The following is an 11,208-nucleotide window of genomic DNA, read 5'->3' on the forward strand; positions in this document are numbered from 1 at the left end:
ATGTCAGGAGACGCCGAGGCGCTCCAGCAGCAGTCGCCGCACGGCCGCCGCGTCCGCCTGGCCCTTCATCGCCTTCATCACCGCGCCCACCAGCGGACCGACGGCGTTCACCTTGCCACCGCGGACCTTCTCGGCGATGTCGGGGGCACCGAGGAGCGCCGCGTCGACGGCCGCGGTGAGCGCGCTGTCGTCCGCGACGATCGCCAGCCCACGGCCGGCGATCACCTCGTCGGGCGTGCCCTCACCGGCGAGCACCCCGTCGATGACCTTGCGGGCCAGCGCGTCGGTGAGCTCGCCCGCGGCCACCAGCGCGGTGATCCGGGCGACGTCGGTCGGGGTGATCTTAAGATCGCGAGGCTGGAGACCGGCGTCCGAGGCGCGCCTGGCCAGCTCGTTGAGCCACCACTTGCGGGCGGTCGCCGGGGCCGCGCCGGCGGCGATGGTCTCCTCGACCAGGTCGAGGACCGCGGCATTGCGCAGGTCCTGCAGGTCCCGCGCGGTGTAGCCGTGCTCGGCGATCAGCCGGGCCCGGCGCGCCGCGGGCAACTCCGGCAGGCCGGCCCGCAGCCGCTCGACGTATTCCGCGGGCAGGGCCAACGGGGTGAGGTCAGGCTCCGGGAAGTACCGGTAGTCGGTGGCCTCCTCCTTGGAGCGACCCGACGAGGTGCGGCCCGACGCCTCGTCGAAGTGGCGGGTCTCCTGGATGATGCGCTGGCCGTCGTCGAGCAACGCGGCCTGCCGGGTGGTCTCGTAACGCACCGCGCGTTCCACCGACCGCAGCGAGTTGAGGTTCTTCGTCTCGCTGCGGGTGCCGAAGGGAGCGTCCGGGTCGCCGGGCGCCGGCCGCGGGCGCAGCGAGACGTTGGCGTCGCAGCGCAGCGATCCCTGCTCCATCCGGACGTCGGAGACCCCGAGCGCCCGGATCAGCTCCCGCAACTCGTCCACGTAGGCCCGGGCCACCTCGGGGGAACGCACGTCCGGTTCAGTCACGATCTCCACGAGCGGGATGCCGGCCCGGTTGTAGTCGACCAGCGAGTGGGTGGCGCCGTGGATGCGGCCGGTGGCGCCGCCGACGTGCAGCGACTTGCCGGTGTCCTCCTCCATGTGCACCCGGGTGATGCCCACCCGGTGCACCTCGCCCTCGACCTCCACGTCGAGCCAGCCGTTCGTGCACAGCGGCTCGTCGTACTGGCTGATCTGGAAGTTCTTCGGCATGTCGGGATAGAAGTAGTTCTTGCGCGCGAACCGGCACCACGACGCGATCTCACAGTGCAACGCGAGTCCGATCATGACCGCGAAGCGCACCGCCGCCTCGTTCACCACCGGCAGGGAACCCGGCAGCCCGAGGCACACCGGGCAGACCTGCGTGTTGGGCTCGGCACCGAAGGCCGTCGCGCAGCCGCAGAACATCTTGGAAGCGGTGCCGAGTTCGACGTGCGTCTCCAATCCGATCACCGGCTCGTAGCGGGCCAGAACGTCGGAGTAGGACGGCAGCGCGCCGGCGGGAGCCACTGTGCTCACCGGATGAACTCCTCATGGGTCGCTGGGTGGGCGGGTGTCGCGGACGTGCACGTAGGTGAGGAACACCGCGGCCGGTAGGCCGAGCACTCCCCAGACGAGCAGGACCGGGTTGAGCGTGGCGATGCCGAGACCCAGCACCAGCACGGTGAGCAGCCACACCACGCCCACCAGGAACCGGTCCTGCCGGCCGCTGCGCAGACTCACCATCGCCGTTTCCTTCCCTTCCCTCGCGGTCGGCGGCCCGTCACCGCGGCCGCCACACCCGGAACACGGATGACCCGCGAGAGCGCCGGGCGCCCGCTCACAGCGCCGGGACCTCGTCGAGCAGCGGATGGCCGCGTCCGACGTCCAACGCCTCCTCCAGCGCCCCGCCGACCCGGTAGAGCCGGTCATCGGCGAACGGCGGCGCCATGATCTGGATACCCACCGGCAGCCCGTCCACGAGCCCGGACGGCAGGCTCATCGCCGGGCCGCCCGCGAGGTTGGACGGGATCGTGCACAGGTCCGACAGGTACATGGCCACCGGATCGTCGACCTTCGCGCCCAGCGGGAAGGCCGGTGTCGGGGTGGTGGGCGAGACCAGGACGTCGACCTGCTCGAACGCGGCGGTGAAGTCGCGGCTGATCAGCGTACGGACCTTCTGCGCCTGGCCATAGTAGGCGTCGTAGTACCCCGAGGACAGGGCATAGGTGCCCAGGATGATCCGCCGCTTCACCTCCGGGCCGAAGCCGGCTTCGCGGGTGCGGCTCATGACCTCCTCGGCCCCGGCCCGACCGTCGTCGCCGATCCGCAGCCCGAAGCGCATCGCGTCGAAGCGAGCCAGGTTCGACGAGCACTCGCTGGGCGCGATCAGGTAATAGGCGGGCAGCGCGTAGCTGAAGTGCGGGCAGCTCACCTCGACGACCTGGGCGCCCAGGCCCGTCAGCGCCTCGACCGCGGCGGCGAAGGCGGCCTCGACCCCCGGGTCGTATCCGTCGCCGGCGAACTCGCGGACCACACCGACCCGCATACCGCGGATGTCGCGCTGCCGTGCCGCCGCCACGACCGCGGGAACCGGCGCGTCGACGCTCGTGGAGTCCAGGGGATCGTGGCCGGCGATCGCGGCGTGCAGCAACGCCGCGTCGGTCACCGTGCGGGCCAGCGGGCCGGCCTGGTCCAGCGAGCTGGAGAAGGCGACCAGCCCGTAGCGGCTGACCCCGCCGTAGGTGGGCTTGACCCCGACCAGACCGCAGAGGGCGGCCGGCTGACGGATGGAACCGCCCGTGTCGGTGCCGAGGGCAAGCGGCGCCTCGAAGGCGGCGACGGCCGCGGCGCTGCCGCCGCTGCTGCCGCCGGGGATGCGGGTGACGTCCCAGGGGTTGCGGGTCGGCCCGAACGCCGAGTTCTCGGTCGACGAGCCCATGGCGAACTCGTCCATGTTGGCCTTACCCAGCAGGACGACGTCCGCGGCCCGCAGCCGGCTCACCACCGTGGCGTCGTACGGGGGGTGCCAGCCCTCGAGGATGCGGCTGCCGCAGGTGGTGGGCATCCCTCGGGTGGTGAAGACGTCCTTGAGCGCCAACGGCACCCCGGCGAGCGGCCCGAGGCGCTCCCCGGCCGCGCGCCGGTCGTCGACCGACCGGGCCGCGGCGAGCGCGCCGTCGGCGTCCACGTGCAGGAAGGCGTGGACGGTCTCGTCGACCTTGGCGATGCGGTCCAACGCCGCCCGGGTCGCCTCGACGGCACTCAGCCTGCCGACGGCGATCGCGGCCGCCGTCGCGGCGGCGGACAGGCGCACGACGTCAGTCGTGCCGGGAGGTGTCGGGTTCTCCGTCATGTTCTCCGTCATGCGGGCGGCGACCTCATTCGTCCGGATCGAGGATGCGGGGCACCCGGAACCGCCCGTCCTCGGTGGCGGGGGCACCGGCCAGGGCCTCGGTGACGGGCAGCGACGGGCAGATGGTGTCCGGCCGGAAGACGTTGGTCAACGGCACGGCGTGGCTGGTCGGCGGGATGTCCCCGGCGGCGATCTCGGAGACCCGGGCGACCGCGGACAGGATCGCCTCGAGCTGCGGTGCCAGCGCGTCGAGCTCGTCGTCGGTCACCGACATCCGCGCCAAGCGGGCGAGGTGAGCCACCTCGTCCCGAGTGATCGCCATGGCGTGTGGCCCCTTCGTGGGCGGTGGGCGCGGGGCCCGTGACTGGTCCTGGGCGCCGCGACGGATGCGGGAACCGGAACCGGGAGAGGCCGGATGCACCCCTGGGGCGCCCCGGGCGGACGGTCCCGGACCGGACGCATCGCCGCGTCGACGTGATGTCATCGTACGGGCCGCGGCGGGACCCCCGCGGACGCCGCCCCCCGCTGCTCTCCTGGCCCAGGCTGCCCTTCGGGGTTTCCGTCACCTCACCTTCGGCGAGGTTCCTGTGCTGTGGTCCTGGGGGAGCCGCCGGCCGGGCGGGGACGTTATCTTCGCGTGACCGGCCGGCCATCCCGCCGACATGCTCTTTGCGCATGCTCAGCTACATGTCGTATCTGCTTCGCCTCGTGCTGCCGGACCGCCCGGGAGCGCTCGGCGCGGTGGCCACGGCCCTGGGCAGGGCGAGCATCGACATCGTCAGCATCACCGTCATCGAGCGCACCGCCGACGGAGCCGTGGACGATCTGCTCGTGCTTCTGCCACCGGGCGGCCTCGCCGATCGCGTCCTCACCGCCGCTCATTCGGTTCCAGGCGTGATCGTCGAGTCGCTTCGGCCGTTTCTCGCCGACGGGGGCGGTATCGGCAACGACCTCGACCTGGTGGACGCCATGACCGATCGGCCGCACGACGCCGTGGCGACCCTGACGGACCTCGCGCCCGGCGTCTTCCACGCCGACTGGGCGATGCTGCTGGAGCACGTCGGGCCGGACGACGTCCGGGTCCGGGAGACCTCGGTGGGCGCTCCGGCCCTCGGCGGGGACGATCTCGGTGTCCCCGAACGGGTCCGGTTACCCCTGCCCTGGCTGCCGCTGGAACGGGCGCGGCGGATCGGGGCCGAGGATGGCGCCTTCCCGCCTCGCTGGCGGGCGGTCAGCATGGAACTCGCCGCGGCCCCGGTCGGCGGCGACCGGTTGGTGATCCTGGTCGGGCGGCCCGGCGGCCCCCGGTTCCGCTCCTCCGAGATCGACCGACTGGCCCATCTGGCGGGCATCGCCGCGAGCCTGACCAGGACGGACCGTTTCTGAGCGGGGGATCCTCCCCCGGGTTATTCCACCGGGGTCTCGGCCTTCTCGGGACCGTCGGCGGGAACGGCGAGCTTGCTGGCCGCGTCGACCCCCTGCGCCAGCAGAACGGCGAATCCGGCCTCGTCCAGCATGGGGATCCTGAGACTGCGCGCCTTGTCGTACTTCGAGGCCCCCGGATCCGCGCCGACGACGACGGCGGTGGTCTTCCTGCTCACCGAGCCGGTGACCTTGCCGCCGCGCGCCTCGACCGCCTCCTTGGCCGAGTCGCGGCTCCAGTCGGTGAGCGTGCCGGTGATGACGACGGTGACGCCGTCGAGGGGACGTGGGCCCTCCTCCGCGCCGACGTCGGCGAGCCGTGCCCCGCCGGCGGCGATCCTGGCGAGGATGTCGCGGTGCCGTTCATCGGCGAACCAGTCGAGCACCGCGCCGGCGATCTTCGGACCGACCCCTTCGACCGCGGCGAGGTCCTCGGCCGACGTGGCGGCGATCGCTTCCAGCGACCGCAGTTCCCGGGCCAGCGCCCGCGCCGCCGTGGGCCCGACGTGGCGGATCGACAGGCCGACCAGCAGCCGCCAAAGCGGCCGGTGCCGCGCGGCCTCGACCCCCCGCAGAATCTGGTCGATTTTCTTCTGCGCGAACCCGCGCAGCCCCTCGAAGGACTCGGGCGTCAGGTGGAAGATGTCGCCGATGTCACGCACCCGGCCCGCCTCGAGCAGGGCGGTCGCCGTCTCGTACCCGAGCCCGTCGATGTCCATCGCCCCCCGGGATGCGAAATGGAAGATCGACTCCCGCAACTGCGCGGGACAGGAGACGGTGTTCGGGCAACGGATGTCGACCTCGCCCTCGGGCCGCACCAACTCGGTGCCGCACTCCGGGCAGCGCGTGGGCATCACGAAGGCCCGCTCGGAACCCTCTCGCAGGTCGACGACCGGGCCGACGATCTCCGGGATGACGTCCCCGGCCTTGCGCAGGACGACCGTGTCCCCGATGAGCACCCCCTTGCGACCGACCTCGTCGATGTTGTGCAGGGTCGCGAGGCCCACCGTGGACCCGGCGACCAGGACCGGCTCCAGCTCCCCGAAGGGGGTCACCCGGCCGGTGCGGCCCACGTTCACCCGGATATCGCGCAGCTTGGTCGTGACCTCCTCCGGCGGATACTTGTAGGCCACCGCCCAGCGGGGGGACTTCGAGGTGGAGCCCAACCGGCGTTGCAGGGCGAACGAGTCGACCTTGACGACCACTCCGTCGATCTCGTGCACCACGTCGTGGCGCGCGTCGCCCCACCGGTGCACGTAGTCGAGCACGCCGGGCACCGTCGCCAGGACCTCGAAGTGGGTGGCGACGGGCAGCCCGAGCTCCGCGAAGCGGGCATAGGCCGCCGACTGGGACGTGACCTCGAAGCCGCGCTGCGCGCCCAGGCCATGGACAATCATCTCCAGCGGCCGGGTGGCGGTGACCCGGGGATCCTTCTGCCGCAGGGATCCGGCCGCGGCGTTACGCGGGTTCGCGAACGGTTTGCCCCCCACGGCCACCAGCCCGGCGTTGAGCTCGGCGAACTTCGCGGTCGGGAAGAAGACCTCGCCCCGCACCTCCAGCAGCCCGGGCACCCGCGGCCCGCGCAGCCGTACCGGCACGCTCGCCAGGGTGCGGATGTTGGGGGTGATGTCCTCCCCCGTCCGGCCGTCGCCGCGCGTCGCGGCACGCACCAGGTAACCATCCTCGTAGACGAGGTCCACGGCAAGCCCGTCGATCTTCAGCTCGCAGAGCCAGGCGTCGACCTCGCTTTCCCGGGCCACGCGCGCCGCCCACTGGTGGAACTCGTCGTCGTCGAAGACGTTTTCCAGGGACAGCATCCGTTCGAGATGCTCGACCGGGGTGAACAGGGTCGAGTAGGAGCCGGCCACCTTCTGCGTCGGCGAGTCCGGTGTGCGCAGGTCGGGATGCCGCTCCTCCAGCGCGGCGAGCTCCGCCATCAACCGGTCGTACTCGGCATCGGAGATCGTCGGGGAATCGAGCACGTAGTAGCGGTACGCGTGCTCGTCGAGCTCGCGGGCGAGGCTGGCGGCGCGGGCCCGCTCGTCCGCCGAAGCCGCCGCCGAAGCCACGCCGGATTCGTCGGCCGTACCGGCCGTCGCGCTCACGACGGTGCGTCGACCAGGACCCGCCCCGCCTTCCGGCAGTGGCGCATCACCGTCCTGGCATCGTCCGTTCCCAGGCCCGCCAGGCCACATGTCGGCGTCACGGCGACCACCTCTCCGAGCTGCTCGGGCCGGAATCCCAACCGGCGCCACAGTGCGATGACGGGTTCGACCGTACGGCGGACATCCGACAACTTCGGTGCGGCCAAGACAGCCCGTCCGGCTGCACCAGCAGGTGCGGTCGGTCCAGTCGGTCCTGTCGGTCCTGTCGGTCCTGTCGGTGAAATCGGCGCGGCCGGTGAAATCGGCCTGGTGGGGACGAGGCCCGCCATCAGCCGCACTCCGGCCTCCACGATCTCGCCGACGGCGTCGTCCTCGGCCCGGGTAAGCGCGGTGACGTCGAGACCGACGAAGTCCACACCCGCCGCGCGCAACGCCGCCAGCGGCACCGCGGGAGCGCAGCAGTGCACCCCGACTCCGACGGTCGCCGGCAGCGCCCGCAGGCCACCGAGCAGGATCCGCAGCCGCTCCACAACCAAGCCCTCCTCGACGGCGGGCAGCACCGAGAACCCACTCGGAGTGCGGATCCGGCCCGCGAGCACCGCCGGCAGCGACGGCTCGTCGAGCTGGACCAGGATCCGCGCCCCCGGGACCCGCTGGGCGATCTGTTCGACCTGTCCGACGAGCCCCGCGGTCAGTGCGTCGGCGATGTCACGGGTGGCGCCGGTATCCGACAACGCCTTGTGCCCGCGGGGAAGCTCCAGCTCGGCAGCCAGCGTCCACGGGCCGGTCACGGCAATCTTGAAGGATCCCGCGTAGTCGGCGGCGACCTCCGTCAGCGCGTCCAGGTCGCGTTCGAGCAGATCCCGTGACCGGCGCAGGTCCAGGCCGGGTCGGGGAACCAGCCGCCAGCCAGCCGGCTGAAGGTCCACCGGCATGTCGACGAGGATCGCCGCCGCCCGCCCGACCATCGCACCCCCGGCTCCCCTGGCCGGCAGTTCTGGCAGATGCGGCAGGTCCGGCAGCTCGTCGAAGACCAGCTTGACGGCCTGGGCCGCATCCGTTCCCGGCAGCGAGCCCACCCCGGTGGCCGCGCCGGGCGGCCACATCCGTGCAGCGTCAGTACTCATGTCTTGACATCCTCCGGGAGTCCGCGGGAGATCCCCGGCCACGCCCGCTCCACGCCCGCTCCGTCAACGGCCCGCCGACCGGGCGCCCAGCTAACCACCGGTGGTGCGGATGTGCCCTCCGCCAAGCACCCGGTCACCGTCGTACAGCACCACTGCCTGGCCTGCGGCCGTGCCGCGGACCGGCGTCGTCAGCGTCACGACGAGCTCCTCGTCGCGCGCCTGCGCCACCGCCGGTACCACCCCGCCGTGCGCCCGCACCTGGGCCAGGCATGACACGGCCCCCTCGTGCGGCCAGACGGCCCGGTCCGCCACGAGCCGGCGCACGTCGAGCGCCTCGGCCGGTCCGACGGTGACCGTCGACGTCACCGGGGAGATGTCCAGCACATAGCGCGGCCGGCCGTCCGCGGCCGGCCGCCCGAGCTTCAGCCCGCGACGCTGACCCACGGTGAAGGCGTAGGCGCCGTCATGGTGCCCGAGCGTCTGCCCGGTCGTCGCATCGATGACCGGACCCGGCCGCGGGCCGAGCCGCTCGCGCAACCAGCCACCGGTGTCCCCGTGCGAGATGAAACAGATGTCGTGGCTGTCCGGCTTGTCCGCAACGGCAAGGCGACGCTCGGCCGCCTCTACCCGCACCTGGGCCTTGGTGGAATCCCCGAGCGGGAACCGCGCGGCGGCGAGCTGCTCGGGACGCAGCGTTCCCAGGACGTAGGACTGGTCCTTGTCCGGATCCACCGAGCGGCGCAGGGTGCCGTCCGGATCGAGCCGGGCGTGGTGCCCGGTGACGACGGCCTCGAAGCCGAGCGCGAGGGCCTTGTCGAGTACGGCCGCGAACTTGATGCGCTCGTTGCAGCGCACGCAGGGGTTGGGCGTGCGACCGGCCGCGTAGGACTCGACGAACTCCTCGATGACGTCGGTCTCGAACCGGTCCGCGAGATCCCAGACGTAGAACGGGATGCCGAGGATATCGGCGGCCCGCCGGGCGTCCCGGGCGTCCTCGATGGTGCAGCAGCCGCGGGCTCCGGTCCGGTCCGACTCCGGCGAGCGCGACAACGCCAGATGCACCCCGGTGACGTCGTGACCGGCGTCAACCGCCCGGGCGGCGGCGACGGCGGAGTCGACCCCGCCGGACATCGCGGCGAGCACCCGCATCAGACCATCACCTCCCCGAATCTCCGCCGAACCTCAGGGAACCACGTGGACGGGAGCAAGGCATCATGGGCATCGCCTCTCAGGTGCCGCTCATGCTGCCGCTCGTGCCGGCCAGCGCCCCCGCGCGGCTCGCCCGCTCGACGACCGGCCCGATCGCCGCGACCAGCGCGTCGATGTCGCAGGCCCGTGAGGTGTGCCCGAGGGAGAACCGCAGCGATCCGCGGGCGTGTGCCTCATCCACTCCCATCGCGAGCAACACGTGCGACGGCCTCGCCACTCCAGCGGAGCAGGCCGAGCCGGTGGAACACTCGATCCCCCGGGCATCGAGCAGCATCAGCAGCGAGTCTCCCTCGCAGCCGGGGAAGGTCAGATGGGCGTTTCCCGGCAGCCGGTGCGGTCCCGGACCGCCGCCGTCCCCACCGCCGCCGTCCCCACCGCCGCCGTCCCCGAGCAGCGGGGCACCGTTGAGCACCGCCTCCGGGACCTCCGCCCGGACCCGGCGCACCAAGTCGTCACGCAGGGCCGCCAGCCGGACGCTCTCCTGCGGCGCCTCGGCGCATGCCCTCGCCGCGGCCGCCGCGAACGCCGCCACCCCGGCCGTGTTCAACGTTCCGGACCGGATGTCGCGCTCCTGACCGCCGCCGTGGGTCAGCGGCTCCATCGCCAATCCCCGGCGCACCACCAGGGCACCGACACCGATCGGCCCCCCGATCTTGTGCGCGCTGACCGTGATGGCGTCGGGGCCCTCGTCGGTGACGGCGATCGGGATCTGGCCGAACGCCTGCACCGCATCGGTGTGGAAGGGCACGCCGTGACGGTGCGCGATCGTCGCGAGCTCGGCGATCGGCTGAACGGTGCCGACCTCGTTGTTCGCCCACATCACCGACACGACGGCCACCGAGTCCGGATCCCGTTCGAGGGCGGCGGCGAGGGTGTCCGGCCGCACGGTTCCCGCGGCATCGACCGCGAGCAGCTCGACCTCGGCATCCTGCGCCCGGCCGAGCCAGTCGACGGTGTCCAGGACCGCCCGGTGCTCGACGGCGCTGACCAGCACCCGCCGCCGGCCCGGTTCGGCCCGGCGGCGTGACCAGTACAGACCCTTCAGGGCGAGGTTGTCACTTTCGGTACCGCCTCCGGTGAACACCACGTCGGACGGACGGGCGCCCAGCACTCCGGCGAGTGTCTCGCGGGACTCCTCGACGATGCGGCGGGCACGGCGGCCACTGGCATGCAGCGACGAGGCATTGCCGGTATCGGCGAGCACCGCGGTGTACGCGGCGAGCGCTTCCGGTCGCATCGGCGTCGTCGCCCCGTGGTCGAGGTAGGTCACAGCTCTAGAGGGTAGTCGCGGACGGGCCGAACACCGCGCGATCAGAAGTCGCCGGCGGCCCGGCGCAGATCGGTCAGCAGGTCGATGAGTCTGCGCACCCCGCCGTCACCCAGCCCGGGATCGGCGAAGACGGTGTCGTTGAGCTTCTCGGTCGCGGCCATGGCAGTGACCCGACCCTCCTCGGTGATCTTCGCGAGAATCGCCCGCCGGTCCGTAGGATGCGGGGTACGCCGCACCTGCCCCCTCGCCTCCAACCGGTCGACCGCGCTGGTGACGCTGGTCGGATGGACCTGCAGCCGACTTCCGATCTTGTTGAGGGGCAGCGCTCCGGACCGACTGAACATCAACAGCATCAGCAGCTCATAGCGCGCGAAGGTCAGATCGAGGGGGCGCAGGACCTCGTCAACCCGGGCGAGGACGATCTGCTGCGCCCGCATCAGGGAGGTGACCGCTGCCATGCCGTCCGCTGCCGCCCCCCAGCCGTGGGCGGTCCAGTGCCGATGGGCCTCCGCTATGGGGTCGGTTGGCAACGGTTTCGGGGTGGCCACGACTTGTCGACGCTCCTGCACTTCATGGGACGGTTCCCGCCCAACCTGGCAGCCGGGGACCGTCGCGGCGGGCAGCGTCCATTGCACCCCAGGACGGACGCGCTGGCAAAGATTCATGCGTACCCGGAGATTGCCGCGGCGCCCAGCGTACCGACCAGCGTAACGCCGATCGACGTAACGGCGGGCGCCA

The 11,208-nt window shown here is 72.2% G+C and carries 10 protein-coding genes; 1 reads left to right on the forward strand and 9 read right to left on the reverse strand.

What is annotated here, in order from left to right:
- Positions 1–3: 3 nt before the first annotated feature.
- From gatB to gatC, 4 genes are all read right to left on the reverse strand, one after another.
- Positions 4–1,521, reverse strand: a complete 1,518-nt coding sequence (gene gatB, locus FRANCCI3_RS18390) for an Asp-tRNA(Asn)/Glu-tRNA(Gln) amidotransferase subunit GatB (protein ID WP_011438018.1) — start codon at positions 1,519–1,521, stop codon at positions 4–6.
- Positions 1,522–1,533: 12 nt separating this feature from the next.
- Positions 1,534–1,728, reverse strand: a complete 195-nt coding sequence (locus FRANCCI3_RS18395; RefSeq protein WP_011438019.1) for a hypothetical protein — start codon at positions 1,726–1,728, stop codon at positions 1,534–1,536.
- A gap of 94 nt (positions 1,729–1,822) precedes the next feature.
- Complete coding sequence (gene gatA, locus FRANCCI3_RS18400) at positions 1,823–3,349, reverse strand: Asp-tRNA(Asn)/Glu-tRNA(Gln) amidotransferase subunit GatA (RefSeq protein WP_011438020.1); 1,527 nt, start codon at positions 3,347–3,349, stop codon at positions 1,823–1,825.
- Positions 3,350–3,362: 13 nt separating this feature from the next.
- The gene (gatC, locus tag FRANCCI3_RS18405) at positions 3,363–3,659 is read right to left on the reverse strand and encodes an Asp-tRNA(Asn)/Glu-tRNA(Gln) amidotransferase subunit GatC (protein ID WP_011438021.1); all 297 of its coding nucleotides are present in this window, start codon (positions 3,657–3,659) and stop codon (positions 3,363–3,365) included.
- Positions 3,660–4,012: 353 nt separating this feature from the next.
- On the opposite strand from gatC, the gene FRANCCI3_RS18410 reads away from it, so the two are divergent.
- On the forward strand, positions 4,013–4,723 hold the full coding sequence (locus tag FRANCCI3_RS18410; protein ID WP_011438022.1) for an ACT domain-containing protein: 711 nt from the start codon (positions 4,013–4,015) through the stop codon (positions 4,721–4,723).
- Positions 4,724–4,743: 20 nt separating this feature from the next.
- On the opposite strand, the gene ligA is transcribed toward FRANCCI3_RS18410, so the two are convergent.
- From ligA to FRANCCI3_RS18435, 5 genes are all read right to left on the reverse strand, one after another.
- Positions 4,744–6,864 (reverse strand): NAD-dependent DNA ligase LigA, encoded by a 2,121-nt coding sequence (gene ligA / locus FRANCCI3_RS18415; RefSeq protein WP_011438023.1) that lies wholly within the window; start codon positions 6,862–6,864, stop codon positions 4,744–4,746.
- Positions 6,861–7,991: a methionine synthase gene (locus FRANCCI3_RS18420; protein ID WP_011438024.1), complete on the reverse strand. Its 1,131-nt coding sequence runs from the start codon at positions 7,989–7,991 to the stop codon at positions 6,861–6,863. Before FRANCCI3_RS18420 ends, ligA begins: the two co-directional genes overlap by 4 nt.
- A 90-nt stretch (positions 7,992–8,081) precedes the next feature.
- Positions 8,082–9,140 (reverse strand): tRNA 2-thiouridine(34) synthase MnmA, encoded by a 1,059-nt coding sequence (gene mnmA, locus FRANCCI3_RS18425; RefSeq protein ID WP_011438025.1) that lies wholly within the window; start codon positions 9,138–9,140, stop codon positions 8,082–8,084.
- Positions 9,141–9,219: 79 nt separating this feature from the next.
- Positions 9,220–10,470 carry a cysteine desulfurase family protein gene (locus tag FRANCCI3_RS18430; RefSeq protein WP_011438026.1) on the reverse strand — a complete coding sequence of 417 codons (1,251 nt, stop codon included), beginning with the start codon at positions 10,468–10,470 and terminating at the stop codon, positions 9,220–9,222.
- 41 nt (positions 10,471–10,511) lie between these two features.
- Complete coding sequence (locus tag FRANCCI3_RS18435) at positions 10,512–11,018, reverse strand: MarR family winged helix-turn-helix transcriptional regulator (protein ID WP_023840249.1); 507 nt, start codon at positions 11,016–11,018, stop codon at positions 10,512–10,514.
- Positions 11,019–11,208: the final 190 nt, after the last annotated feature.

Source organism: Frankia casuarinae, from assembly GCF_000013345.1.
Classification (GTDB): domain Bacteria; phylum Actinomycetota; class Actinomycetes; order Frankiales; family Frankiaceae; genus Frankia; species Frankia casuarinae.